Annotated in this window: 18 protein-coding genes and 2 pseudogenes; 10 read left to right on the top strand and 10 right to left on the bottom strand. The window is 73.8% G+C overall.

Going from position 1 to position 25,584, the window contains the following annotated elements; all coding sequences use genetic code 11:
* Positions 1-1,119 (bottom strand): glycine cleavage system aminomethyltransferase GcvT, encoded by a 1,119-nt coding sequence (gcvT, locus tag MY526_RS12535; protein WP_436693293.1) that lies wholly within the window; start codon positions 1,117-1,119, stop codon positions 1-3.
* A 91-nt stretch (positions 1,120-1,210) separates the two neighbouring features.
* On the opposite strand from gcvT, the gene MY526_RS12530 reads away from it, so the two are divergent.
* Complete coding sequence (locus MY526_RS12530) at positions 1,211-2,725, top strand: leucyl aminopeptidase (RefSeq protein ID WP_436704012.1); 1,515 nt, start codon at positions 1,211-1,213, stop codon at positions 2,723-2,725.
* An 80-nt stretch (positions 2,726-2,805) separates the two neighbouring features.
* Here MY526_RS12530 and MY526_RS12525 read toward each other — a convergent pair whose 3' ends face one another.
* Positions 2,806-3,147, bottom strand: a complete 342-nt coding sequence (locus MY526_RS12525) for an oxidoreductase (protein ID WP_436693289.1) — start codon at positions 3,145-3,147, stop codon at positions 2,806-2,808.
* 151 nt (positions 3,148-3,298) lie between these two features.
* Between MY526_RS12525 and lpdA the strand changes: the two genes are divergently transcribed.
* The 3 genes from lpdA (at position 3,299) to MY526_RS12510 (ending at position 7,543) form a co-directional block, all read left to right on the top strand.
* Positions 3,299-4,678 carry a dihydrolipoyl dehydrogenase gene (gene lpdA / locus MY526_RS12520; RefSeq protein ID WP_436693287.1) on the top strand — a complete coding sequence of 460 codons (1,380 nt, stop codon included), beginning with the start codon at positions 3,299-3,301 and terminating at the stop codon, positions 4,676-4,678.
* Between the two features lie 48 nt (positions 4,679-4,726).
* Positions 4,727-6,556, top strand: coding sequence for a 2-oxoglutarate dehydrogenase, E2 component, dihydrolipoamide succinyltransferase (gene sucB / locus MY526_RS12515; RefSeq protein ID WP_436693285.1), 1,830 nt, complete (start codon positions 4,727-4,729; stop codon positions 6,554-6,556).
* Between the two features lie 78 nt (positions 6,557-6,634).
* The gene (locus tag MY526_RS12510; protein ID WP_436704011.1) at positions 6,635-7,543 is read left to right on the top strand and encodes a TIGR01777 family oxidoreductase; all 909 of its coding nucleotides are present in this window, start codon (positions 6,635-6,637) and stop codon (positions 7,541-7,543) included.
* A 1-nt stretch (position 7,544) separates the two neighbouring features.
* Here MY526_RS12510 and MY526_RS12505 read toward each other — a convergent pair whose 3' ends face one another.
* The gene (locus MY526_RS12505) at positions 7,545-9,101 is read right to left on the bottom strand and encodes a serine/threonine-protein kinase (RefSeq protein ID WP_436704010.1); all 1,557 of its coding nucleotides are present in this window, start codon (positions 9,099-9,101) and stop codon (positions 7,545-7,547) included.
* A gap of 244 nt (positions 9,102-9,345) precedes the next feature.
* On the opposite strand from MY526_RS12505, the gene MY526_RS12500 reads away from it, so the two are divergent.
* Both MY526_RS12500 and lipB read left to right on the top strand, forming a co-directional pair.
* Positions 9,346-10,092, top strand: a complete 747-nt coding sequence (locus MY526_RS12500) for a Type 1 glutamine amidotransferase-like domain-containing protein (RefSeq protein ID WP_436693279.1) — start codon at positions 9,346-9,348, stop codon at positions 10,090-10,092.
* 10 nt (positions 10,093-10,102) lie between these two features.
* Positions 10,103-10,750, top strand: coding sequence for a lipoyl(octanoyl) transferase LipB (lipB, locus tag MY526_RS12495; RefSeq protein WP_436704009.1), 648 nt, complete (start codon positions 10,103-10,105; stop codon positions 10,748-10,750).
* A 36-nt stretch (positions 10,751-10,786) separates the two neighbouring features.
* On the opposite strand, the gene leuS is transcribed toward lipB, so the two are convergent.
* Both leuS and MY526_RS12485 read right to left on the bottom strand, forming a co-directional pair.
* Positions 10,787-13,678: a leucine--tRNA ligase gene (leuS, locus tag MY526_RS12490; protein WP_436704008.1), complete on the bottom strand. Its 2,892-nt coding sequence runs from the start codon at positions 13,676-13,678 to the stop codon at positions 10,787-10,789.
* Positions 13,679-13,897: 219 nt separating this feature from the next.
* Positions 13,898-14,827, bottom strand: a complete 930-nt coding sequence (locus tag MY526_RS12485; RefSeq protein WP_436704007.1) for an LLM class F420-dependent oxidoreductase — start codon at positions 14,825-14,827, stop codon at positions 13,898-13,900.
* A gap of 106 nt (positions 14,828-14,933) precedes the next feature.
* On the opposite strand from MY526_RS12485, the gene MY526_RS12480 reads away from it, so the two are divergent.
* The 3 genes from MY526_RS12480 (at position 14,934) to MY526_RS12470 (ending at position 17,966) form a co-directional block, all read left to right on the top strand.
* The gene (locus MY526_RS12480; protein WP_436704006.1) at positions 14,934-16,016 is read left to right on the top strand and encodes a hypothetical protein; all 1,083 of its coding nucleotides are present in this window, start codon (positions 14,934-14,936) and stop codon (positions 16,014-16,016) included.
* Between the two features lie 84 nt (positions 16,017-16,100).
* On the top strand, positions 16,101-17,075 hold the full coding sequence (gene lipA, locus MY526_RS12475; RefSeq protein WP_436704005.1) for a lipoyl synthase: 975 nt from the start codon (positions 16,101-16,103) through the stop codon (positions 17,073-17,075).
* A 57-nt stretch (positions 17,076-17,132) separates the two neighbouring features.
* A complete protein-coding gene (locus MY526_RS12470; RefSeq protein ID WP_436690331.1) occupies positions 17,133-17,966 on the top strand; it encodes a DUF4191 domain-containing protein in 834 nt (277 codons plus the stop codon).
* Positions 17,967-18,125: 159 nt separating this feature from the next.
* On the opposite strand, the gene MY526_RS12465 is transcribed toward MY526_RS12470, so the two are convergent.
* A complete protein-coding gene (locus MY526_RS12465) occupies positions 18,126-18,545 on the bottom strand; it encodes an RDD family protein (RefSeq protein WP_436690333.1) in 420 nt (139 codons plus the stop codon).
* Positions 18,546-18,710: 165 nt separating this feature from the next.
* On the opposite strand from MY526_RS12465, the gene glnA reads away from it, so the two are divergent.
* Complete coding sequence (gene glnA / locus MY526_RS12460) at positions 18,711-20,144, top strand: type I glutamate--ammonia ligase (RefSeq protein WP_436690335.1); 1,434 nt, start codon at positions 18,711-18,713, stop codon at positions 20,142-20,144.
* Between the two features lie 26 nt (positions 20,145-20,170).
* On the opposite strand, the gene MY526_RS12455 is transcribed toward glnA, so the two are convergent.
* From MY526_RS12455 to mobF, 4 genes and pseudogenes are all read right to left on the bottom strand, one after another.
* Positions 20,171-20,965 (bottom strand): tyrosine-type recombinase/integrase, encoded by a 795-nt coding sequence (locus tag MY526_RS12455; RefSeq protein ID WP_436704004.1) that lies wholly within the window; start codon positions 20,963-20,965, stop codon positions 20,171-20,173.
* Positions 20,966-21,363: 398 nt separating this feature from the next.
* Positions 21,364-21,687: a hypothetical protein gene (locus tag MY526_RS12450; RefSeq protein ID WP_436690339.1), complete on the bottom strand. Its 324-nt coding sequence runs from the start codon at positions 21,685-21,687 to the stop codon at positions 21,364-21,366.
* 216 nt (positions 21,688-21,903) lie between these two features.
* Positions 21,904-22,116, bottom strand: a pseudogene (locus tag MY526_RS12445) (helix-turn-helix transcriptional regulator); the annotation flags it as partial.
* Positions 22,117-22,246: 130 nt separating this feature from the next.
* Positions 22,247-25,448: pseudogene (mobF, locus tag MY526_RS12440) on the bottom strand (MobF family relaxase).
* Positions 25,449-25,584: the final 136 nt, after the last annotated feature.

Here is a 25,584-nt window from a genome sequence, read left to right as displayed (position 1 = left end):
TCAGCGCACGTGCGAGGGCACGAAGGGCGGCCGCACGACCTCCGCGGTCTGCGGCCGCCCGCGCACGTCGACGGCGAGCTCGGCGCCCTCGGCCGCGCCGGCCGCGGTGTCGAGCAGCGCCAGCGCGATCCCGGTGCGCAACGACGGCGAGAACGTGCCGCTGGTGACCTCGCCGACGCGGGTGCCGGAGCCGTCGAGCACTGCCATCCCCGGCCGCGGGATCCCCCGGCCGGTGGCCCGGAGGCCCCACAGCAGCCGCGCGGGCCCGCGCTCCTTCTCCGCCAGCAGCGCCTCCCGGCCCCAGAACGCCGGCTTGCCCCAGCCCACCGCCCAGCCGGCGCGGGCCTGCACGGGCGTGATGTCGGCGGACAGCTCGTGCCCGTGCAGGGGGTAGCCCATCTCGGTCCGCAGCGTGTCGCGGGCTCCGAGCCCGCACAGCCGCAGTCCCTCGTCCTGCCCGACGTCGACCAGCACGTCCCACAGCTCGCCGGCCTGCTCGGCGGGCACGAGCAGTTCGTAGCCGTGCTCCCCGGTGTACCCGGTCCGGCAGACGGTGACCTCCGTGTGCCCGCCCCCGGTGCCGGTCACGAACGACATGTACGGGAGCTCGCCGGGCAGTCCCAGGAAGGACAGCACCTGCGCGGACTTCGGCCCCTGGACGGCGAGGACGGCAACGTCGGTGTGCCGGTCGGTCACGCTCACCCCGGCGGGCGCCGCCTCGGTCAGCCGGGCGACGACGTCGGCGGCGTTGGCCGCGTTGGGCACCAGCAGGACGTCGTCGGGGCGGTGCAGGTAGACGATGAGGTCGTCGACCACCCCACCCGCCCGCGGGTCCCCGTCGGGCAGGCAGCACATCGTGTACTGCGCCTGACCCGGGCCGATCCGCCCGAGGTCGTTGGTCAGGCAGGAGTCGACGAACGCGGCGGCGCCCGGACCCCGAACCGTGACCGTGCCCAGGTGGGAGACGTCGAAGAGACCCACCCCGGTGCGGACGGCGGTGTGCTCGGCCAGCACCCCGCCGCCGGCGTACTCGATCGGCATCGACCAGCCCCCGAAGTCGGCCAGCTTGGCGCCGGCCGCGACGTGCCGCTCGTGCAGGGGGGAGGTCGAGGGGGCCACGGGAGCACGCTAACGCGGCCCTGCTGCGGGGGTCCCGCGGCGAGCTTGCGAGGCGCGGGGGGCAGCGGAGGCCTTTGTCTACGATCGAGCGGTGCCGCCGACGATCACCGCCACCGACCGCCCGCTCGAGAAGCTCTCCGCCGACGCCGTCGTCGTCGGCATCGGCAAGGGCCCGGACGGCCTGCTGTCCACGCCCGGCGCGGAGGCCGTCGACCGGCTGCTCGGCGGCCGCCTCCTCCCGGCGCTGGTCGACCTGGGCGCCCGGGGCGGCGAGGACGAGGTCACCCGCGTGGCCAGCCTCGGCCAGGGGCCCTTCCCGGTCGTCGCGGCCGTCGGCCTGGGCGCTCCCCAGGCGGCCGGTGGCTACACCGACGAGGCCGTCCGCCAGGCCGCCGGGGCGGCCAGCCGCGCGCTGACCGGCCGGGGTTCGGTGGTCACCCTGCTGGCCGCGGTCGGCGGGCCCCCCGACGCGCCGCGGCTGCACGCCGTGGGCGAGGGCAGCCTCCTGGGCGCCTACGAGTTCACGGCCTACAAGTCCGACCTCCGGGCCGACCGGCCCGCCCCGCCGCGGGAGTTCACCGTCGTCGTCCCCGACCACGGCGACGCGCGCGCCCCGCTGGCCCGGGCCCGGGCGGTGGCCGATGCGGTGTCCCTGGTGCGGGACCTGGTCAACACGCCGCCCAACGACCTCTTCCCCGCCGAGCTCGCCGACCGCGGCGCGGCCGCCGGCAAGAAGGCCGGGCTCACCGTCGAGGTGCTCGACGAGGAGGACCTGGCGGCCGGCCGATACGGCGGCATCCTGGCCGTCGGCGGGGGGTCGGTGCGCAAGCCGCGGCTGCTGCGGCTGACCTACAGCGGCAAGAAGGCGCGCAAGAAGATCGCGCTGGTCGGCAAGGGCATCACCTTCGACAGCGGCGGCCTGTCCATCAAGCCTGCGCTGAAGATGGAGGACATGAAGAGCGACATGGCGGGCGCGGCGGCCGTGATCGCCACCGTGTGCCTGGTCGCCGACCTCGGCCTGCCGGTCGAGGTCACCGCCACGGTGCCGATCGCCGAGAACCTGCCCAGCGGCACGGCCTACCGGCCGGCCGACGTCGTGACCTTCCGCAACGGCAAGAGGGCGGAGATCACCAACACCGACGCCGAGGGCCGGGTCGTCCTGGCCGACGCGATCGCCCGTGCCGCGGAGGACGCTCCCGACTACCTGCTCGAGACCGCGACCCTGACCGGCGCGCAGCTGGTGGCCCTGGGCTCGCGCACGTCCGGCGTGATGGGCAGCGACGAGCTGCGCGACACGGTGGTCGCCGCCTCCCGGCGCAGCGGCGAGTCGATGTGGCCGATGCCGATGCCCGCCGAGCTCCGCAAGGGCCTCGACTCGCCGGTGGCCGACTTCGTCAACGCCAACGCCGACCGGATGGGCGGGATGGTCGTCGGGGCGCACTTCCTCGCCGAGTTCGTGCCCGACGGCCTGCCGTGGGCGCACATCGACATCGCCGGGCCCAGCTACAACACCGGCTCGCCGTGGGGCTACACGCCCAAGGGCGGCACCGGTGTGCCCGTCCGGACCCTCCTCGCCACGATCGAGACGCTCATCGCCGACCGGTGAGGCGCCGGGGCGGCCGCCGTCAGGCCCCGTCCCGAGGTCGCCCCGAGCCCGCCAAGGGTGAGGAGGACGGGTTCCTCCACCTAGCCGGCGGTGGGGGGACGGTGGTCCTTCGCCCAGTCCCGCATCCGCTGCGGATAGCCGGTGATCTGAGCGTCGTACACCGGGACACCGAGGTCCCGGGACAGCCGGCGGGCCGTGTCCGGGCCGTCGATCCGCCGGCGGGTCCACTCCCCGTCGGCGGCCACGAGCACGATCGTCGTCTCGGTCACCGCGGTCCGCGGCTCCACGTAGCCCTCCACGCCTCGGCGGGTGGCGACGAACTGCTCCAGGTGGCTCAGATCGGCGCGGCCGGCGCCGCGGTCGAGGGTGCCGGGGCGGTCGCCCGCCGACCGACGACGTCGGAATCGACCCCACAGCGCCATGTCCGCTCCCGTCCCGGTCGGCGGCGGTGGCGCCGCGACACCCGCGCTGGAAACGGCACCCCCGGCCGCCGCGTTCCCGGAGTGGCAGGATGGACGCGGACGTTCCCCCTCCCGCGCGAACGGGACGGGCCACTGCATTCGAGGAGAGCTCGTGAGCGCACCCCCCTCCCCCGCCGATCTCGTCATCCTCGGTGGTGGCTCGGGTGGCTACGCCGCGGCGCTGCGTGCGGCCGAACTCGGCATGTCCGTCGTCCTCGTCGAGCGCGACAAGGTCGGTGGCACCTGCCTGCACCGGGGCTGCATCCCGACCAAGGCCCTGCTGCACAGCGGTGAGGTCGCCGACAGCGCCCGCGAGGGCGAGCAGTTCGGTGTCAAGACGTCGCTGGCCGGCATCGACATGGACGGCGTCAACGCCTACAAGGACGGCGTGGTGTCGCGGCTCTACAAGGGCCTGCAGGGCCTGATCAAGAGCCGCAAGATCAACTACGTCGAGGGCGAGGGCCGGCTGGTCTCCGCCACCGCCGTCGAGGTGAACGGGCAGCGCTACGAGGGCAAGCACGTCCTGCTGGCCACTGGTTCCTACGCGCGGACCCTGCCGGGCATCGAGATCGACGGCACCAAGGTCATCACCAGCGACCACGGGCTCAACCTGGACCGCGTACCGACGTCGGCGATCATCCTGGGCGGCGGGGTCATCGGCTGCGAGTTCGCGAGCGCCTGGACGTCCTTCGGCGTGGACGTCACGATCGTCGAGGCGCTCCCCCACCTCGTCCCGCTGGAGGACGAGGCCTCCTCCAAGCTGCTGGAGCGGGCGTTCCGCCGCCGCAAGATCGGCTTCTCCCTGGGCAGCCGCGTGGCCGGCGTCCAGACGACCGACGACGGCGTCACGGTCTCGCTGGAGAACGGCAAGGAGTTCGAGGCCGAGCTCGTGCTCGTCGCGGTCGGCCGCGGCCCGGTCAGCCAGGGGCTGGGCTACGAGGAGGCCGGCGTCGCCATGGACCGCGGCTACGTCCTCGTCGACGAGTACTGCCGGACCAACGTGCCGACGATCTCCGCTGTCGGTGACCTCATCCCCACCCTGCAGCTGGCCCACGTCGGCTTCGCCGAGGGCATCCTCGTCGCCGAGCGGCTGGCCGGGCTGAGCCCCGCTCCGATCGACTACGCCGGCGTCCCACGGATCACCTACTCCGAGCCCGAGGTCGCCTCGGTCGGCCTCACCGAGGCCCAGGCCAAGGAGAAGTTCGGCGAGGTCAAGACCCTCGTCTACGACCTCGGCGGCAACGGGCGGAGCCAGATCCTCAAGACCCAGGGCGCCGTCAAACTGGTGCAGGCCGTGGACGGTCCGATCGTCGGGGTGCACATGGTCGGCAGCCGGGTCGGCGAGCTCATCGCCGAGGCCCAGCTCATCTACAACTGGGAGGCCGAGGCCGAGGACGTCGCCGGCCTCATCCACCCGCACCCGACCCAGAGCGAGGCCCTCGGCGAGGCGCACCTGGCGCTGGCCGGCAAGCCCCTGCACGTGCACGGCTGATCCAGCACGACCTCCCACCCACCCCGCGCCAGAAGGAGCCCTCCCCCGATGCCGACGTCCGTCACCATGCCCGCCCTGGGCGAGAGCGTCACCGAGGGCACGGTCACTCGATGGCTCAAGCAGGAGGGTGAGCAGGTCGAGGTCGACGAGCCCCTCCTCGAGGTCTCGACCGACAAGGTCGACACCGAGATCCCCTCGCCGGCCGCCGGTGTGCTCACCAGGATCCTCGTGTCCGAGGACGAGACGGTCGAGGTCGGCGCCGAACTCGCGGTCATCGGCGGGGACGGCGACGGCAGCGCTCCGAGCGGCGAGGCGCCGGCCAGCGCCGCGCCGGCCCAGGAGCAGCCCGCGGCCGAGCCCGAGCCCGAGCCGGAGCCGGCGCCCCAGCCGGCCGCCGAGGCGCCCGCCCCCTCCGGGGACGCCGGTGCGGGTGGCGGCCAGGGCGGCGGCGAGGGCACCCCGGTGACCATGCCGGCGCTCGGCGAGAGCGTCACCGAGGGCACCGTCACGCGGTGGCTGAAGTCCGTCGGAGACGACGTGTCGGCCGACGAGCCGCTGCTCGAGGTCTCCACCGACAAGGTGGACACGGAGATCCCGGCCCCCGTCAGCGGGACCCTGCTGGAGATCACCGTCGGCGAGGACGAGACCGTGGAGGTCGGCGCGCAGCTGGCCGTCATCGGTAGCGGCGCCGCCGGCGGGGACAGCGCCCCCACAGCGTCCGCTCCCGCGGCGGCCGCCCCGGCACCCAGCGCGGAGCAGCCGCAGACGGCCAAGCCCGCCAGCGAGACGCCGGGCGCCGACTACGGCTCCAGTGGCGCCCTGCCGGCCGAGTCCCCGACGTCGGCGCCCGCGCCGGCCGCCTCGGCCGCCCCGCAGGCGCCCGCCGCCCCCCAGGCGCCGGCCGGTGCTCCGGCCGAGCAGCCCTCCGGTGACGGCGGCGGCCAGTACGTCACTCCGCTGGTGCGCCGGCTCGCCGCCGACAACGGCGTCGAGCTGTCCTCGGTCAAGGGCACGGGCGTCGGCGGCCGGATCCGCAAGCAGGACGTGCTCGCGGCCGCGCAGGCCGCCTCGACGCCGGCTCCCGCCGCCACCGGGGCCGGGGCCGGGCGCGCCACGACGAAGCCCTCCCCGGCGGCCATGCCCGACACCTCGCTGCGCGGCCGCACCGAGAAGCTCTCGCGGCTGCGCAGCGTCATCGCCCGCCGGATGGTGGAGTCGCTGGCGGTCAGCGCCCAGCTGACCACGGTCGTGGAGGCCGACGTCACCGCGATCGCGCGCCTGCGGGACCGGGCCAAGCGGGACTTCGAGGCCCGCGAGGGCGTCAAGCTCTCGTTCCTGCCGTTCTTCGCGAAGGCGGCGGTCGAGGCGCTCAAGGCCCACCCGGCCGTGAACTCCTCCATCGACCTCGAGGCCGGGACGGTGACCTACCACGACGCCGAGAACCTCGGGATCGCGGTGGACACCGAGCGCGGCCTGCTGGTGCCCGTCATCAGGGACGCCGGCGACCTCAGCCTCGGTGGGCTGTCCCGCAAGATCGCCGACCTGGCGGAGCGGACCCGGACCAACAAGGTGACGCCGGATGAGCTCGGTGGCGGCACGTTCACGCTGACGAACACCGGCAGCCGCGGGGCGCTGTTCGACACCCCGATCATCAACCAGCCGCAGGTGGCGATCCTCGGCACCGGAACGGTGGTCAAGCGCCCGGTGGTCGTCCAGGACGCCGACCTCGGTGAGGTCATCGCCGTCCGGTCGATGGTGTACCTGGCCCTCACCTACGACCACCGGATCGTCGACGGCGCCGACGCCGCCCGCTTCCTCACGACCGTGAAGGAGCGGCTGGAGGCCGGCCAGTTCCACGGCGAGGTCGGACTCGCCTGATCCGCTCCGATCGGGGCCCCGGCGACGGCCGGGGCCCCGATCGCGTTCCGCCGTCCGGGGGCTCTGCCGAGGAGACAGATGAAGGTCGCGGTCACCGGCTCGTCCGGACTGATCGGCTCCCGCCTGGTGCCGGCGCTGCGCGCGGACGGTCACGAGGTCATCCGGCTGGTCCGCCGCACTCCGCGGACGGCCGAGGAGCACCGGTGGGACCCTCAGCACCGGCGGATCGACCCGGCCCTGCTGGCCGACGTCGACGCGGTGGTCAACCTCGCGGGGACCCCGATCCGCCCCCGGCCCTGGACCTCCGGGTACAAGGACAGACTGCGGTCGAGCCGCCTGGACGCGACGACCACCGTCAGCCAGGCGCTCGCCGACGCCGCCGTCGCCGACCCGTCGCGCCCGCGGGTGCTGCTCTCGGCCTCCGGCATCGGCTACTACGGCGACACGGGCGACCGCGCCGTCGACGAGGACGACCCGCCGGGCACCGACTTCCTGGCCCGGCTCTGCACCGAGTGGGAGGCGGCCACGGCTCCCGCCGCCGAAGCCGGTGTCCGCGTGGTGCAACTGCGGACGGGGCTCGTCGTCGGCCGCGGGGCGCCGCTCATGCAGATCCTGGGCCTGGTCTTCCGTGCCGGGCTGGGTGGCCGCATGGGATCGGGGCGGCAGTACTGGCCGTGGATCAGCCTGGACGACGAGGTGGCCGCGATCCGCTTCCTGCTGACGGCCGACGTTTCCGGACCGGTGAACCTCACCGCGCCCGGCCCCGTGACCAACGCCGAGTTCACCCGCCGCCTGGGCCGCGTGGTTCGCCGGCCGACCGTGCTCGCCGTCCCCCGCGTGGCCCTCTCGCTCGCTCTCGGGGAGTTCGGCCGCACCGGTGTCCTGGCCGGTCAACGTGCCCTCCCCCGGAAGCTGTCGGGAGCGGGGTACGCCTGGACGCACGAGGACCTCGACGAGGCGTTCCGCGCGGCGTTGGGTCGCACCTGACTCACCGGATCCGCTCGGCCGAGTCGATGCGCCAGTCCCCGTCGACGGCCACCAGCGTCATCCGCACCTCGTCCTCACCCCGTGCGTCCACCGAGCGCCGGGCCGGCCCGTCCGGTGCCCCCACGGCCACGACGTCGTAGGCCGGCCAGGTGTCGACCACCTGGAGGGTCACCCGCCCCTGTGCGACGCCGCCGTCGACCACGGTCACCCGCAGCACCGCCGGGGTGAAGCCGCGCAGGCTCTCGCCGGCGGCGAGCAGGCTCGACACGGTCTCCCGGTCGGCGGTCGCCATCGGCGTGCCGGGCAGGTGCACCTCGTCCAGCAGGTCCACCGATCCCGTCCGGAACGCCGCCGCCCGGCGTCCGTACAGCGTGGTGAGGCGGTCCCTCCATGCCTCCGCCGAGTCGTCCTGCGCCGCCTCCCCCTGCGGCGACTCCTCGGCGGGTGGGGTGTCCGGGAGCGGCGCCGTCGTCCGCGGCGAACTGGCCGCGCGGTCGGCGAGCTCGGCTGCCCGGGCCGGTGGGGCGTCGGGTTGCGCCCACCGTCCGCCGAGCCACACCACCCCGGCGAGGACGACCCCCACTGCGACGACGACGCCGATCCGTCGGGCCGCCGTCTCCGCCGTGCCGGCCGGCAGGCGGATGCGCCGGCGCGGGGGCTCCGGCGGCTCGGCCGTGCGGCGGTGTCGACCGGGCACCTGGTGGGTCAGCTCGGTACGCGGGCCGCCGGTGCCGGCGAGGTCCTCCTCCAGCACCCTGGCCACCGGGAGCCGCACCGGCTCCGGCCGGCAGGCGTGCCTCAGGTCGAGGGCGAACGCCGCGGCCGAGCCCCGCAGGTGCGGATCCGCTGACAGCCCCCGGCCGATGACATCGCGCAGCTCCGCGGGTGCGTCGGGCGCCAGTTCGGCGAGGTCGGGGATCACCCCGTCCGCGGCCACGCGGAGCGTGTCGGCCGCCGTGGCGGCGTTCCAGGGGGCGACACCGGTGAGGGCGTGGAACGCCGCGGCGGCCACGCCGAACACGTCCGACGCCGGTCCCGGCGCGCCACCACGTGCGACCGTCGGGTCGACGTAGGCCGGTGTGACCTCACCGGCCGCGGCCTCCCCCAGCACCCGGGCCACACCCAGGTCGGTCAACACCGGCCGGCCCTCGGCCGTGAAGACGATGTTGCCGGGCGACAGGTCTCCGTGCACCACCCCGTGCTCGTGGGCGTGGGCGAGCGCGGCGGCCACCGGCGCGACGGCGGTCACCACCTCACCGGGGCGCAACCGGCCGCGACGCGCCAGCAGGGCGGCCAGGCTGCCGCCGGGGAGCAGGTCGAGGACCAGGGCGACCCGCGGCTGCGCGCCCCGGCGGGGTTGGTGCACCACGTCGACCAGCCGGACGAGGTGCGGGTGATCCAGCTCGCCCAGCAGGGCCGCCTCCCGTGCCTGCCGTTCGGGGTCGCCGGCCACCAGGACCTTGACCGCCACCGGCGGCCCGCCCGACCGCGGCACGCCCCGCCAGACCTCGCCCGATCCGCCGCGGCCCAGCAGTTCCTCCAGGCGGTAGCCGGGCACGACGGGAGCGTCTGCGGGCTCACGACGGTCGGAGGGGTCGCGGATCGGCATGGCTGGGCACCGTAGGCGCTCGGCCGTGCACACCGTCGCCGTTGTCCACAGGCCGAGCCGCCGTCCACAGTCCCCGGACCGCGCGGGTGGCCCGGTGCCTGCGGGCCTAGGTTCGTCCCGTGCCGCTGCCGACTCTTCCCGAGCCCGTGGTGCGGCACACCTGGCGATCCCACGAGCGAGGAGCTGCCTGCCCGTGCCCGCGTCCGCACCGACCATCCTGGCGACCAGCATGGGCTTCCGCACCCGTGGTCGTGGGCCCTACGACTGGGCGCCCGGACCGGTCTTCGACCTGGCGGTCGAGCTCGCCGGGCGGCCCGACCGGCCGAGGCTGTGCTATCTCGGCACCGCCACCGGCGACGACCCGGTCCGGCTGGCCGGCGTCTACGGCGCGTTCGCCGGCAGCCCGGTCGAGGTCAGCCACCTCAGCCTGTTCCCCATGCCCACCGTGCCGGACCTGCGGGCGCACCTCCTGGACCAGGACGTCGTCTGGGTCGGCGGGGGGAGTGTGGCCAACCTGCTGGCGGTGTGGCGGGTGCACGGCCTCGACGCGGTCTTCCGGGAGGTGTGGGAGGCCGGCGTGGTCCTCGGCGGGGTGTCCGCGGGATCGCTGTGCTGGCACGTCGGCGGCACCACCGACTCGTACGGGCCCGATCTCCGGCCGGTCACCGACGGCCTGGGGCTGATCCCCACGTCCAACGGCGTGCACCACGACTCGGAGGAGCAACGCCGCCCGCTCTACCACCGGCTGGTGGCCGAGGGGACGTTGCCGGCCGGGCACGCCACCGACGACGGGGTCGGGCTGGTGTACCGCGGCACCGAGCTCGTCGAGGCGGTCGCCGACCGCCCCGACAAGGCGGCCTACCGCGTCGAGCGGGGGCCGGACGGCGCGGTGGTCGAGACCCGCCTGGAGCCCCGACGCCTGCCCGAACCACGGGCATAGGGTGGAGACCGTGAGCGCGCTCGAGGTTCTCCGCCTGGGTCTGGTCGACTACGAGGAGGCGTGGGCGCGCCAGCGCGACCTGCACGCCCGCGTGGTGGAGGGCGATGCGCCCGACACCCTGCTGCTGCTCGAGCACCCCCCGGTCTACACCGCCGGCAAGCGCACCCTGCCGCACGAGCGCCCGTTCGACGGCACCCCGGTCATCGACGTGGACCGCGGCGGCAAGATCACCTGGCACGGGCCCGGCCAGCTGGTGGGCTACCCGATCGTGCGCCTGCCCGACCCGGTCGACGTCGTGGCCCACGTGCGGCGGCTGGAGAGCGCCCTCATCGACGTCTGCGCCGGGATCGGACTGGCCACCGAACGGGTCGAGGGGCGCAGCGGTGTGTGGGTGCGCGCCGACGAGCGCGGCCCGGACCGCAAGGTCGCCGCGATCGGCGTGCGGGTGGCCAGGGGCGTCGCCATGCACGGGTTCGCGCTGAACTGCGACCCCGACATGGCCGCGTTCGCCAACATGATCCCGTGCGGCATCGTCGACGCCGGTGCCACGTCGCTGACGACCGAACTGGGCCGCGACGTCCCCGTCACGGCGGTGATCGACCCGGTCGAGGCGGCGATGCGGGCCGTCCTCACCCCGGTCGGCGTGCTCGGAGGCTGAGAGCGCGGGGAGTTCCGCGCCCCCAGCCCCACGGGCTCACCCGAGGACGAAGTTGACCAGCCGGCCGGGGACGGCCACGACCCGCCGCACCGTCTTCCCCGCCAGGTGCCCGGCGATCCTCTCGTCGGCGCGGGCGGCGGCCTCCAGCGCGGCGGCGTCGGCGTCCGCCGGCACCGTGACCTGGGCACGCACCTTGCCGTTGACCTGGACGGCCACCTGCACGGTGTCCTCGACCAGCCAGCGCGCGTCCGCCACCGGGAACGGCGCCCAGGCCAGCGACGCGTCGTGGCCCAGCCGCGACCACAGCTCCTCGGCGATGTGCGGGGCCAGCGGGGCGACCAGCAGCACCAGCGGCTCGGCCACCGACCGCGGGACCGGGGAGTCCGCGCCGTAGGCCTGCGTCAGGTGGTTGGTCAGCTCGGTGATCCGGGCGATCGCGATGTTGAACCGCAGCGTCGCCATGCCGTCCCGGACGCCGTCGATCGTCCGGTGCAGCGCCCGCAGCGTCTCCTCGGAGGGCTCGACGTCCTCCGCGGCCCGCACGGCGCCGGTCTCCTCGTCCACCACCACGCGCCAGATCCGCTGCAGCAGCCGCTGCGACCCCACGACGGCCTTGGTCTCCCACGGCCGGGACTGCTCCAGCGGGCCGGTCGACATCTCGTACACGCGGAAGGTGTCGGCCCCGAAGGCGCCGATCATCTCGTCCGGCGTGACCATGTTCTTCAGGCTCTTGCCGATCTTCCCGTACTCGCGGTTGACCGGCCGGCCCTCGTGGAAGAACCGGCCCTCCTCCTCCACCACCTCGGCGGCGGGCACGTAGAAGCCGCGCTCGTCGGTGTAGGCGTAGGCCGAGATGTAGCCCTGGTTCACCAGGCGCCGGAACGGCTCCTCGCTGGAGACGTACCCCAGGTCGTGCAGCACCTTGTGCCAGAACCGCGCGTACAGCAGGTGCAGCACCGCGTGCTCGACGCCGCCGACGTACAGGTCCACCCCGCCGACGTCGCCGTCCCCGCGCGGGCCCAGCCAGTACCGTTCCAGCTCGGGGTCGACCATGTGCTCGTCGTCGCCCGGGTCCAGGTACCGCAGGTAGTACCAGCACGAGCCCGCCCAGTTGGGCATCGTGTTGGTCTCGCGCCGGTACTTCCGCGGCCCGTCGCCCAGGTCGAGCTCGACGGTGGTCCAGTCGGTCGCGCGGGACAGCGGCGGCTCGGGGGCGGAGTCGGCGTCGTCGTCGGCGAACGTCTTCGGCGAGTAGTCGTCCACCTCGGGCAGCAGCACCGGCAGCATCGACTGCGGAACGGCGATCGGCAGGTCGTTCTCGTCGTAGACGATCGGGAACGGCTCGCCCCAGTAGCGCTGCCGGCTGAACAGCCAGTCCCGCAGCTTGTACGTGGTCGTCGCCTCGCCGTGCCCGTGCCGGACCAGCCAGTCGGTGATGCGCGCGATCGCCTCGGCCTTGTCCAGACCGTCCAGCGAGACCTCGTCGTTCGACGAGTTGATCATCGGGCCCGCCCCGGTGTACGCGCCGCCCTGGAAGTCCGCCGGCGGCTGCACGGTCCGGATCACGGGCAGCCCGAACTTCTCCGCGAACTCGAAGTCCCGGATGTCCTCACCGGGCACCGCCATGATCGCGCCGGTCCCGTAGCCCATCAGGACGTAGTCGGCGACGAACACCGGCAGCTCCCGGCCGTTGACCGGGTTGACCGCCGTGACGCCCAGCCAGACACCGGTCTTGTCCCGCCCCTCGGTCTGGCGCTCCAGCTCCGACCGGCGGGAGGCCTCCCGCCGGTAGGCGGAGACGGCCTCGGCGGGCGTCGCGGCCCCGCCGGTCCAGCGGGGGTCGGTGTCCTCGGGCCAGGCGGAGGCGGTCAGCGCGTCGACCAGCGGGTGCTCCGGCGCCACCACCATGTAAGTGGCGCCGAACAGCGTGTCCGGACGGGTGGTGAAGACCTCGATGGTCTGGTCGCCGCAGCTGAAGCCGACCCGCGCACCGGTCGAGCGGCCGATCCAGTTGCGTTGCATCTGCTTCAGCGAGTCCGGCCAGTCCAGCCGGTCCAGGTCGGTCAGCAGCCGCTCGGCGTAGGCGGTGATCCGCATCATCCACTGGGTCAGCGGCCGCCGGAACACCGGGAAGTTGCCCCGCTCGGAGCGCCCGTCGGCGGTGACCTCCTCGTTGGACAGCACCGTGCCCAGACCCGGGCACCAGTTGACCGGCGCCTCGTGCAGGTAGGCCAGCCGGTGCGCGTCGACGACCTTGCGCTTCTCGACGTCGTCCAGCTCGGCCCACGGGCGGCCGGAGGGGTTGGTGCCGGGCGCGGGCGAGCGGGTGCCGGCGTCCAGCTCGGCGACCAGCTCCTCGATGCGGCGCGCCCGGCCGGCCGACTCGTCGAACCAGGAACCGAAGATCTGCAGGAAGATCCACTGGGTCCACTTGTAGTAGCCCGGGTCGATGGTCGCGAAGGTGCGGCGCTCGTCGTGGTCCACGCCCAGCCGGCGCAGCTGCGCCCGGATCGCGGCGATGTTCGCCTCGGTGGTGACCCGCGGGTGCTGGCCGGTCTGGACGGCGTACTGCTCGGCGGGCAGGCCGAAGGCGTCATAACCCATCGGGTGCAGCACGTTGTCGCCGTCCATGCGGCGGAACCGGCTGGTGACGTCCGTGCCCAGGTAGCCCAGGGGGTGCCCGACGTGCAGGCCGGCGCCCGAGGGGTACGGGAACATGTCCATCACGAAGAACTTCGGCCGGTCGGCGACCCGGTCGAAACCGTCGCTCAGCCGGCCCACCGGGTTGGGCGTGTGGAACGTCCCCTCACCCTCCCAGCGGTCCTGCCAGGCGAGCTCGATCTGCTGCGCCAGCGCCGGGGTGTACCGGTGCGGAGGGACCCCGTCGACGGCGGGATCGGTGCTCGGCTGGCTGGCCGTCTGGCTCACTGCAGGCTCCTGGGTCGCGGGTACCGGGGGCGGACATCAAAAAACCCCTCGCACAGGAGGGGTCGCCGCGCTGGCCGTGGAGAGGGCGTCAGCGCGGCCGGTGGAGGAGGAACCGCCCGGTCACGCGGCTCAGCCTACTCCGGTGCTCGACGGGATTCTCGGGCCGACCGGGGACCTCGACCTCGACGTGAGGTCGAGGTCCCGGCGCACCCGGTCCGGTCACCCGGCCTGCGGCGCCACCTCGGCGGCGACGAGGTCCAGGTGGTCGAGGTCGGCCAGGTCGAGCACCTGCAGATAGACCCTCGAGGCGCCGGCCTCGGCGTACTGCCCGAGGACGTCGACCACCTCGGCCGGCGTCCCGGCGGCACCGTGCTCCCGCAGCTCGTCGACGTCGCGCCCGATGGCGGCCGCCCGGCGGGCCAGCTCGGCCTCGTCCTTCCCCACGCAGAGCACCAGGGCGGAGCTGTAGACCACCGACGACGGGTCGCGACCGGCCTCCTCGCAGGCCGCGCGCACGCCGGCGAACAGCCGGGCGTTGTCCTCCACCGGCGCGAAGGGCACGTTGAACTCCCCCGCGTACCGGGCCGCCAGCCGCGGCGTCCGGCGCTTGCCGCGGCCGCCGACGAGGATCGGGACGCCGCCGTCCTGCACCGGCTTGGGCAGCGCCGGCGAGTCGCTGACCTGGTAGTGCCGCCCGTCGAAGGCGAACGTCTCCCCCGCCGGCGTGCCCCACAGGCCGGTGATGACCGCCAGCTGCTCCTCGTAGCGGTCGAAGCGCTCACCCAGCTCGGGGAACGGGATGCCGTAGGCGCGGTGCTCGGCCTCGAACCAGCCGGCGCCGATGCCGAGCTCCACGCGGCCACCGCTCATCTGGTCGACCTGCGCGACCGAGATGGCGAGCGGTCCGGGCAGCCGGAAGGTGGCCGCGGTCATGAGCGTGCCGAGGCGGATGCGGCTGGTCTCCCGCGCCAGCCCGGCGAGGCTGACCCACGCGTCGGTCGGGCCGGGCAGGCCGTCCCCGCCCATGGCCAGGTAGTGGTCGGAGCGGAAGAATGCGTCGAACCCGGTCTCCTCGGTCCGCCGCGCGACGGCGAGCAGGTCGTCGTAGGTGGCACCCTGCTGGGGTTCGGTGAAGATGCGTAGCTGCACCGGGGAACGCTATCCAGGTCCTGCGCCCGCCGCTCCCACTCGGGGTGTGCCCGCCGCGACGAGCGGGCAGGATGGCCGCCGACACGATCAACCGGAGGTGCATCCCGTGTTCCGCAAGAAGACGCACGGCCAGATCATCGGCGAGGAGCTCACAGAGGGCTTCAGCCACATCGGGACGGCGATGGCCGAGGCGGGCCGGGCGGCGGCGGAACAGCTGGCACCCCGCGTCGAGGCCGCCCGCGAGGCCACCGGCCCGGCGCTGGAGGCCGCGCGCGTCGCCGTCGCCCCCAAGGTCGCCGCCGCCGCGGCGGTGGCCGCGCCCGCCGTCGAGGCGGCCCGCGAGGCGCTCTCACCCCGCCTGGAGGCCGCCCGCGAGGCGGCCGCGCCACACATCGCGTCGGCGGTGACCGCCGCGCAGGCGGCGGCCACCCGGGCCGCGGCCGACTTCGGTCCGCGGGTCGAGGCGGCCCGCGAGGCGGCGCAGAAGACCCTGGCGAAGGACGTCGTCCCGCGGCTGACGGCCGCCCAGGCCGCGACGCTGGCCTACGCCACGCCGAAGGTGCTCGCCGCACGCGAGGCGGTCACCCCGGTGTTCGAGAACACCCGGGAGACGATCGCCGCGGGCCTGCACAACGCCCTCGAGGAGCTCGAGGTCCGGCGCGAGGAGATGGTGGCGAGCACGGCCGAGGCCAAGAAGCAGGCCGCGAAGAAGCGCAAGGCTCTGGAGAAGAAGTCGGCCAAGACCGCCAAGAAGGCCAAGCGCACGGCCGGCATGGAGTCGCCGAGGCGGTGGCCGTGGCTGCTCGCCGTCGTGGCGATCGGCGCGGTCGCCTTCGCCGTCCTCCGCCGGCGCAAGGACGACGAACTGTGGAACCCCGCCCCCACCGGGGACGGGCCCGTGCCCAGCTACCGGGAGGACCCCGTGCCCAGCTCCCCCAGCCACTCCGGCAAGACCGTCTCCGAGGCCACGACCGCGCCCGGCGACTCCACGCCTCCCGACAGCGACATGGGCATGCAGCCGCAGCAGCTCGCGCACGGCAGCGCGGGCCCGGTGGAGGACACCCCGTTCGCCCCCGGCGCCGAGGGCGTCGAGGACGAGCCCGGCCGTGGCGCCGCACCCGAGCCCTTCAGCGACGAGGGCCCCGGCGACGCCGGACCGACCGCCGGGCCGGCGGACCGGCAGCGCTGACCGCCACTCCACCGTTCGACCCGTCGAGGGCCCCGCTGCGCCGGCAGCGGGGCCCTCGGCGCGCCGGGAGTACCGTGGTCGATCATGAGTGAGACGGTGGCCCAGACCCCCTCCTCGGACTCCCCGATCGCACCCTCCGGCCGCAAGCTGCTGCGCCTCGAGGTCCGCAACAGCCAGGTGCCGATCGAGCGCAAGCCCGAGTGGATCAAGACCCGGCTGAAGACCGGCCCGGAGTACACCGAGCTCAAGTCGCTGGTCCGCCGCGAGGGCCTGCACACCGTGTGCGAAGAGGCCGGTTGCCCCAACATCTACGAGTGCTGGGAGGACCGCGAGGCCACCTTCCTCATCGGCGGGGACCAGTGCACGCGGCGGTGCGACTTCTGCCAGATCGACACCGGCAAGCCCGCCGCCTACGACCCCGACGAGCCGCGCCGGGTGGCCGAGAGCGTGGCGACGATGGCGCTGAAGTACGCCACCGTCACCGGCGTCGCCCGCGACGACCTCCCCGACGGCGGCGCGTGGCTGTACGCCGAGACGGTGCGGCAGATCCACGCCGCCGTCCCCGGCTGCGGGGTCGAACTGCTCATCCCCGACTTCGACGCCGATCCCGACCAGCTCGCCGAGGTCTTCTCCTCCCGGCCCGAGGTCCTGGCCCACAACGTCGAGACGGTGCCGCGGATCTTCCGCCGCATCCGCCCCGGCTTCCGCTTCGAGCGCTCCCTGGCGGTCATCACCGCGGCCCGCGAGGCCGGCCTGGTGACCAAGTCCAACCTCATCCTCGGGATGGGCGAGGAGCCGCACGAGGTGGTCGAGACGATGCGGGCCCTGCACGAGGCCGGCTGCGACCTGCTGACCATCACCCAGTACCTGCGCCCCTCCCCGCGGCACCACCCGGTGGTGCGCTGGGTGAAGCCCGACGAGTTCGTCGAGTTCCAGGCGGAAGCCGAGCGGATCGGGTTCCCCGGCGTCCTGGCCGGACCGCTGGTGCGCAGTTCCTACCGGGCCGGCCGGCTGTACCAGCAGGCGGTCGAGGCGCGCGGGCTCACCCGCACCATCTGAGGGAGTCGATCGGGCCGGTCCCTCGGGACCGGCCCGGCGCGCCCCTATCCTGAGGACATGGCGCGCAGCAAGTCCACCGACTCCCCCGCACCGACCGGCAAGGCCGGGCGGGGCCCGACCGGACGGGGCCGGGGCGCGAGCGCCTCCGGCGCGTCCTCCGCGACCGGCAAGGCGCCCAAGCTGGACAAGAACGGGCAGCCGAAGGTCGGCCGGCTGAAGAAGGCCGGCAACCAGGCCAGGATGATCCGGCAGGCCTACTCGCTGACCCGCAAGAACGACCCCAAGCTGCCCTGGATCATGCTCATCGCCTTCGTGGTGGTGGCGGGGGTCGTCGAGCTGGTCGGCATCCTCCTCGGCTCGCCGTTCCTGTTCCTGCCGATCGCGATCCTCCTGGGCGCGCTGGCCGCGCTCGTCATCTTCGGCCGCCGCGCCCAGGGCTCGGCGTACCGGCAGGTGGAGGGCCAGCCGGGCGCGGCCGCCTGGGTCCTCGAGGGCATGCGCGGGGACTGGCGGGTGACCTCCGGCGTCGCCGGCACCACCCAGCTGGACGCCGTCCACCGGGTCCTCGGGCGTCCCGGCGTGATCCTGGTGGCCGAGGGCGCTCCCTCCCGGGTCCGGCCGCTGCTGGCGCAGGAGAAGAAGAAGATCGCCCGCGTGGTCGGCGACGCCCCGATCTACGACATCATCGTCGGCGACGAGGAGGGGCAGGTGCCCCTGCGCAAGCTCAGCACGCACGTCACCAAGCTGCCGCGCAACCTCTCCGGCGGCGAGCTCAACGCGCTCGGCAAGCGGCTCTCCGCCCTGGGCGGGTCCCGGATGCCGGTGCCGGGCGGCCCGCTCCCCGGCGGCAAGCAGATGTCGGTCAGCCAGCGGCAGGTCCGCCGCCGCTGACCTGACCCTGGATGCAGAGAGCCCCACGCCGGACGGCGCGGGGCTCTCTGCATCCGCGGGCGGTCCCGCGAGCTGCGTCCGCGGGCGGTTCCGCGAGGTTCTGGAAGCTCTACCCGCGTCAGGACGCCGCCGACGCGGGCAGAGCTTCCAATGCCTCGGTCAGGCCCGAACGACGGCGGTGTCGGTGAGCCGGTCGTGCAGGCCGCGGCCGTCGGCGTCGACGACGAGGGCCGGCACGAGCAACATGAGCAGCGCCGTCCGGACGACGGCCCGCCACAGCGCCAGCCGCTCCCCGGGCCGCGGGTGCGCCAGCCGCAGCCCCAGTAGCCGCATCCCCGGCGTCTGCCCGAAGAGGGTCAGCGACCCGACGGTGACCAGGCCGAACGACAGCAGGCTCCAGTTGGCCGGCAGCGCCGGCGCGGTGAACAGACCGGCCACGAAGGCCGCGGCGACGACGTCGACGAGGAAGGCCCCCAGCCGGCTGCCAAAGGTCGCCAGCGACCCCGGCCCGTCGGACGGCAGCCCCAACGACGCGCCGCGGCGGCGCTCCTGAGAGGGTGGCTGCACGTTCCCGACCATGACCGCCAGCGTAGGACCCCCGCCGAGCCGGCCCCCGCGGCCGGCGCCCGTCCTCACCCGCGACACGCCCGGCCGTTGTTACCGGTCTGAAACACCGGAGACACTGGCGGGCAACTCCCGGCTCGTAGTTTGCGGTTCGGCTGTCCGCCCAATCCCGGAGGATCGATGTTCACCAGTCCCGACGAGGTCGCCGCTTACATCCGCGACAACGACGTCGAGTTCGTCGACGTGCGTTTCTGCGACCTGCCCGGCGTCATGCAGCACTTCACCATCCCGGCGACGGCCTTCGGCGAGGACACCTTCTCCGACGGGCTCGGCTTCGACGGTTCGTCGATCCGCGGTTTCCAGGCGATCAACGAGTCGGACATGCTGCTGCTGCCCGACGCGAACAGCGCCTTCCTCGACCCGTTCCGCCGGCACAAGACGCTGAACGTCAACTTCTTCATCCACGACCCGATCACGCGCGAGGCCTACAGCCGGGACCCGCGGAACGTGGCGAAGAAGGCCGAGGCCTACCTGGCCAGCAGCGGCATCGCCGACACCGCCTACTTCGGTCCCGAGGCGGAGTTCTACATCTTCGACTCGATCCGGCACTCCACCGGCATCAACGAGGGCTACTACCACATCGACTCGGTCGAGGGGTCCTGGAACTCCGGCGCCGCGACGATGCCGGACGGCACCCCGAACCTGGGTTACAAGACCCGCGCCAAGGGTGGCTACTTCCCGGTCGAGCCCTACGACCACTACAGCGACCTGCGCTCGACGATGATGGCCAACCTGACCAATGCCGGGCTCGAGCTCGAGCGGGGCCACCACGAGGTGGGCACCGGCGGTCAGGCGGAGATCAACTACAAGTTCGACACGCTGCTGCGCTCGGCCGACAGCCTGATGCTGTTCAAGTACATCATCAAGAACACCGCCTGGGCCGAGGGCAAGACCGCGACCTTCATGCCCAAGCCGCTGTACGGCGACAACGGCTCCGGCATGCACTGCCACCAGAGCCTCTGGAAGGACGGCGAGCCGCTCTTCCACGCCGAGACCGGCTACGCGGGCCTGTCGGACACCGCCCGCCACTACATCGGCGGCCTGCTCTCCCACGCGTCGTCCCTGCTTGCCTTCACCAACCCGACGGTGAACAGCTACCACCGGCTGGTGCCCGGCTACGAGGCGCCCATCAACCTGGTCTACTCGGCCCGCAACCGCTCGGCCTGCTGCCGCATCCCGATCTCCGGCGACAGCCCCAAGGCCAAGCGCATCGAGTTCCGCGTGCCGGACCCGTCGGCCAACCCGTACCTCGCCTTCTCGGCGATGCTGATGGCCGGCCTCGACGGCATCAAGAACAAGATCGAGCCGCCGGCGCCGGTCGACAAGGACCTCTACGAGCTGCCGCCCGAGGAGGCCCTGGGCATCGAGAAGGTCCCGGCCTCGCTGGACGCCGTCCTCGACAACCTCGAGACCGACCACGAGTACCTGATCGACGGCGGGGTGTTCACCCCCGACCTCATCGAGACCTGGATCGAGTACAAGCGGGAGCACGAGATCGACCCGATCCGCCTGCGTCCGCACCCGCACGAGTTCGCCATGTACTACGACATCTGAGCTTTACAAGCCGCTGAACAGGGTGTTCATGCCTGAGAGGCGGTAGCAGTCCCCGACGAGTCCCCACGGGCCGCCAGCACAGCACCTACGGCGGCCCGTGCGGACTCGTCGCTGTCGGGCCACAGGTGGCCGTAGGTGTCCAGCGTCGTCTTGGCGCTGCCGTGCCGAAGCCGGTGCTGGACGACCTTGACGTCGAGGCCGCTGCCGATGAGCAGCGACGCCAGGTAGTGCCGCAGATCGTGGAAGCGGAAGTCCTCGGGCAGCCCGGAGACCTTCGGCCGTGCGGAGCGGATCGCCCGCTCGAGCGCCCACGTCGACGTCTGCCGGCCGGCGCCGTCGGTGACGACGTGGTCCCCGCCCCATCGCGCCACCGCCGCCGACAGCTGCACCGACAGCTCCTGCGGGATGGGCAGGGGCGTGCGGGACGTCTCGCTCTTGAGCGGCTCGCCGTCACCCTGCTGCACCGGCCGCACGACGCCCCGCATGAAGTCGACGTCCCAGACCCGCAGCCCGACGACCTCGGCGGTCCGCAGCCCGACGAACGCCCCGAGCAGGACCGCCGGGCGCAGGTGGTCGGCGACCGCGTCGTGCAGCGCCCACACCTGCTCGGTCGTCGCGACGTACGGCCGCTGACCGCCGGCTCTTGGTGACGTGCGGCGCGAGCACGGGTTGCGCGCCAGCAGCCCGTCGTGCACGGCGTCGCTCATGACCTGCGACAGCCGCGAGTGCAGCGCGTAGACGTAGCTGTCGGCCAGGCCGGCGGCCTTGAGCTCCACCGTCCACGAGCGGACCGACGACGGCCGAACGGCAGAGAGCGGCATCGGACCGAACGCGGCGGTGATCTGAGCGACGTGCACCCTCGCCTGCCGCACCGTGCGCGGGCGGCGGGTCGCGTAGCCGGCCAGCCAGGTCGAGCACCACTCGGCACCGTCGTCCGGGCGGTCTTCGGGTCGACGTAGGTGCCAGTCACCTGGCTGGTCGTGACCTCGTCCAGCCACCGCTGCGCCTTCGACTTCTCCTTGTCGGGGAACGCCCGCGTGACCTCCTTACCCGCGGAGTCCTTGTAGCGCGCCCTATAGCGCATCCCCTCCCCGTGCCGGGCGCTCGGGACACGCTTCCCCGTGGCCGGGTCCGTGACGTACCACCGGTCCTGAATGCTGCGAAAGGCCACGAGCCTCTCCCATCTGGTGCGCGGGCACAGGGCGGTTGTCGAGCTCCGTCAGGAGGCGTGCGGCTCGCGTCCGACCCGTGCCTCGAGCGCCTCGCGGGCGAGCTGGGAGATGGTCTTGCCCTCCCGGGCGGCGATCTGAGCGGCGCGGTTGCGGACGCCGGGGGTGACGCGGAAGGCGATGCGCGGCGAGACTGCGGCATCTCCCGTGAGGGACGGGCGGCCGCCGCGGCCCCGGACCTCCTCGATGATCTCCGCGGCGCGCTGCTCGGTCAGCCGGGTTCCGTCGGCCAGCCGGACGTCGTCCTCGTCTAGGTCGACGTCCGGGCCGATCGGCGAGTCGCTGGTGACGGTCGGCGGAGTGTGCTCGGTCATGGGCGGTCTCCTCGGAGCTGGGTCGGCAGGACGTGGATGACCAGCAGGTACGGCCGCCCGCCGTCGCTTGGGTGCACCTCGAGGGCGATGACCTCCAGTTCACGCCCTCGTTCGTCGGGCCCGACGTAGAGCCAGGCATCGGCACCACTGGTCGTGGTGACCGCGGTCGGTTCGGCGGTGGCTAGGACGTACCGGGCGGAGGCTCGGCCGATGCGGTGCTTGCGCGGCGCGGTCCTGGCCGTGCTGGGAGTCGACCCAGGCGCGCAGGTCGTCGCGGCGGTAGAGGACGCGGCGGCCGAGGCGGAAGCTGCGTGGGCCGGTGCCAAGGTGGCGCTAGTAGCGCAGGGTGGCGACGGGGGTGCGCAGGAGCTCGGCGGCTTCGGTGATGGTGAGCAGCTCGGGTTCGCGGCTCGCGGTGTGGTCAGTCATGGTCGGCTCCGGTGTTCGTCGGTGGCTGGGCCTCGTCACCTGCAGACGGCGCCCATCGGAATCCGTTGGTGACAGCCGACCGCCAGATCCTGCCGGGATTCTCCAATTGGTCTGCAGTCGCCGGTGCGGCTCATCGCCCGAGGCCCGGGGCGGCGCCACCCCAGGTGAGGGACGGACCGCGACGCTCGGACTCCGGCCGCGGAACGCCGGGGTGGGCGGCGGCCGGCCGCGGTGGACCAATGCGGGGCTGGTGGGGGTCGGCGGCACGCCGTGCACGCCAGTCCTCGTGGGCTGCGGCCAGCTGGCCGGCGGGCCGGCCAAGCAGTGCAGGGTCGGTCACCAGCCGGGCGATGTGTGCCCGCGCGCCGGCCAGCTCGAGCTGAGCGGCGGAGAGGCTCTGGTCGACGTCTGCCAACCGCCCGGCCTGGCCCGGGGCACGACCGAGCGCGCCGGACCGGGCGAGCTGCTGGTCGCCTGGGGGGTCCTCGTCCCGCTGCGCCCGCTCAGGGGCCCACCCGGCGGCATGGGCGGCCTGGAGCGCGGCGACGGCGCGCCGTGTGTCGTGCTGCGACTGCAGGACGGACAGCCGGTCCAGGCAGCGCTGCTCGACCGTCCACGCCTCGGACAGGTCGGCAAGGACTTCCGCCAGCGGTCGGGGTTGCGCGTAGCGGGCGGCTTCGGTGGCCGCGAGCTGCGCGGCGTGGCCAGGGCCCAGATCGGCGCGGTCGCGGCCGAACACCGCCATCCACTGCTGCCGCGCCTCGGCTAGGTCGGCGGCCACCAGGTGCGCGGTGTTCGCGGTGCGGCCGCGGGTCATGCCGACGTAGGCCGACACGCGGCGCCGGTGTGCTCGCCGATCACCACATGCGCCGAGGTGACGGTGTCGCCCTGCACCCCGTGCGCCTTGCTGGCGTAGGTCAGCTCGACGTGGGCGGTGACGTAGCCGGCGGGCAGTACCCGCTCCCCCATCCTCGCCGGGGTGACAGCGGCGGGGACGACGCCGGTCGAGGTGACGTCGTCCGGTACGACGGCCAGCGCCCCGTGACGGTCGACGGCAGTGACGGTCCAGATGTCCCGGTTGGCCACACCCAGGCGGCGGTCGTTGCGACGGGTGGCGATCCGGTCCCCGGCACCGATCCGCTTCCCCGCCCCGGTGACCGCGACCCGCATGTCGTCGACGCGGCCGTCCGCGACAAGCCGGTCCCGGGTCGCCGAACCCAGCTCGGCGGCTTGCTCGCGGGTGTCGACAACCACCGCCACCCGCTCGTCCTTCCGCTGGCGCCCGGCGGTGACCGCGGTCAGCGCCTCCCGCAGCCCAACTGGATCGGCGTGCAGCCGGATCTGGCCGCGGGCCACTAGTGAGTCGAACACCCCGCCCGGATCTTCACCGGCGCGCATGGCCAGGGTCACGTTGGCGTACTCGACGTCCGGCCTCACCCGTCCGGTCTCGTCGGCGCGGGTGAAGCGGTGCACCTCGTCGAGGGTCACGTGGGCGGCCGGGTCGACTCGGCCGATGGCGAGGTCCAGCACGCCGCCACGGCCCACCGCGGCCAGCTGCCGGCGGTCGCCGAGCAGGGCTACCCGCACACGGCACTCATCCGCGATGACCAGCAGGGCTCGGGCGGTGTCCTGGTCGACCATGCCGGCCTCGTCCACCACCAGGACGTCCCCGGCCCGCAGCCGCGCGTTCTCCTCGGGTCCGGCATAGAGATGGCCGGTGGCCGGGTCGACCTCGCCGGGGATCAGCCTGGTCCAGGCGCCGTCGTCGGTCCAGCGCCAGCCGTGCTGGAAGGCCAGCCAGGCCGCCGACCCGGCGATGGTGCCGACCTCGGCGGAGGCGACCTTCGCGGCCTTCAAAGTGGGGGTGACAACCACCATCTGCCGTCCCTGTTTCCCCATCAGTCGACGAGCCGCAGCCAGGGTGGTGGTCTTGCCCGCGCCGGCCGCGCCTCCACCACCACGAGCGGCCGGTTCCCGGCAAGCGCGGCCGCGGTGGCGGCCTGCCCGGAATCCAGCCCCTCCCGGCCGGCCACCCAGTCCGGCTGCAGGTCGGCATTTGCACCGTGGTGGGTGCTGCGGGCGGCGAGGCGGGCGACCAGGTCGGCCTCGCCGCCCGCAGCACCGCCGGGGAGGTCCAGGCCCGGACGTGCTCGGGCACTCCGTCGCGGTCCAGCAGCGGAAGGCACCGGGCCAGGGCGCGGGCGGTGAGATGCTCGGCCAGCTCGCTACGGACCGCGGTGTCAGCGACGACGCCTGCAGCGGCGATCAGCCGTTCGGCCTCGCCGCGCAGGTCGGCGGCGTTCCAGGCCGACCGGCCGGCGGCCAGTCGGGTGAGCATCTGATCCACTGCGCCGTCGCGGTCCAGCGCGCCGACCGGTGTGGACCGGGGCTCGACCGGTGGGTCGGGGTCGCGATAGCCGAGGGCGGCCAGCTCGGCCCGCCACCGCAAAGGTGAGGTCGGGGCCGGAGCGGGGGGTGACCTTGTCCGGGCGGCCGTCGGCCCACGCCCGGGCGTCCCACGCCCGCCGCAGCCCCGGCCCCGGCGATTCGCCGGGGTGTGCCGCGGTCCAGTCGCGTTCGTAGCGGTCCAGATTGCGTCCGATCTGCGCCGCCCGGGCGCTGAACGGACCGACGTACTCGGCGAGCTCCAGTATTTCTCCAGTCGTATCGAGGGTGTAGCCGTGGGCGGCCAGCGCGGCACGGAACTGCGGATCGCAGGCGACCGCGGCGTGGCCGATTCCGTTGATGGCGGCGAGGAAGTCGCGGACGCCTACGGTGTGCCGCCCGCGCCATCGCTCGGCGGCGAAGACTCGGGCGTTGAGCTGCAGGTGCAGATGCCGGTGCGGATCTCCGGCGCGGGAGGTGTAGTGCCGCACCGTCACCGCCTCCAGCACTCCCAGCGGCACCTGCACCTGCCCGCCGCGCGGACCGACCCGGGTGGTCGCGTGCCCGGCGAGCCAGCCGATGATCTCGACGGCGGCGCGGTCCTGGGCGGCGTCGTAGGCGGCGGCGACGTCCGGGTGTACCGCGGCGGCCAGTGACCAGGACTTCGGCCCGTTGACCACCACCTCGACGAACCGCACCGCCCGCTCGTCGGTACGCAGCCGCCCGCGCGGCACGCCGGTGTCCGGGTCCTGGCCGGCCACCCAGCTCTCGTAGGTCTCCCCCATCAAGGGCACAAGCTCCTCCACGCGCGCGGCGGTGGCCGTGAAGCGGCGGGCCAAGCCGGCGCCCTCGGTCAGGTAGTAGTCATCCGCGCGTCCCCGATCGACCTCCAGGTACTGCCGGGCGGCCGTCGGCGGACCGGCGTAGACCTTCACTCCGCCGTGCATTTTCAACGCCATCCGACAATGACCAACATGTCACCCCCGGAAATGCAAGTGGGCCCCGCGAAGCGGGGCCCGCGCTACCCATGTTGGTAGCATGCGTGCCGTTCCGCAGTAAAGGCCTGGTTGTTTGCGATAAGCG

The organism is Geodermatophilus sp. CPCC 205761, from assembly GCF_051383655.1.
Taxonomy (GTDB): Bacteria; Actinomycetota; Actinomycetes; order Mycobacteriales; family Geodermatophilaceae; genus Geodermatophilus.
Note: the sequence above shows the minus strand (reverse complement) of the source record. Positions and strands in the feature narration are given on the sequence as shown.

Bases quoted from the DNA above. Each gene is read 5' to 3' on its own strand.
- MY526_RS12525 (WP_436693289.1), bottom strand. From the start codon at position 3,147: ATGGCGCTGTGGGGTCGATTCCGACGTCGTCGGTCGGCGGGCGACCGC.
- sucB (WP_436693285.1), top strand. From the start codon at position 4,727: ATGCCGACGTCCGTCACCATGCCCGCCCTGGGCGAGAGCGTCACCGAG.
- MY526_RS12510 (WP_436704011.1), top strand. From the start codon at position 6,635: ATGAAGGTCGCGGTCACCGGCTCGTCCGGACTGATCGGCTCCCGCCTG.
- lipA (WP_436704005.1), top strand. From the start codon at position 16,101: ATGAGTGAGACGGTGGCCCAGACCCCCTCCTCGGACTCCCCGATCGCA.
- MY526_RS12470 (WP_436690331.1), top strand. From the start codon at position 17,133: ATGGCGCGCAGCAAGTCCACCGACTCCCCCGCACCGACCGGCAAGGCC.
- MY526_RS12465 (WP_436690333.1), bottom strand. From the start codon at position 18,545: ATGGTCGGGAACGTGCAGCCACCCTCTCAGGAGCGCCGCCGCGGCGCG.
- glnA (WP_436690335.1), top strand. From the start codon at position 18,711: ATGTTCACCAGTCCCGACGAGGTCGCCGCTTACATCCGCGACAACGAC.
- MY526_RS12455 (WP_436704004.1), bottom strand. From the start codon at position 20,965: ATGCCGCTCTCTGCCGTTCGGCCGTCGTCGGTCCGCTCGTGGACGGTG.
- MY526_RS12450 (WP_436690339.1), bottom strand. From the start codon at position 21,687: ATGACCGAGCACACTCCGCCGACCGTCACCAGCGACTCGCCGATCGGC.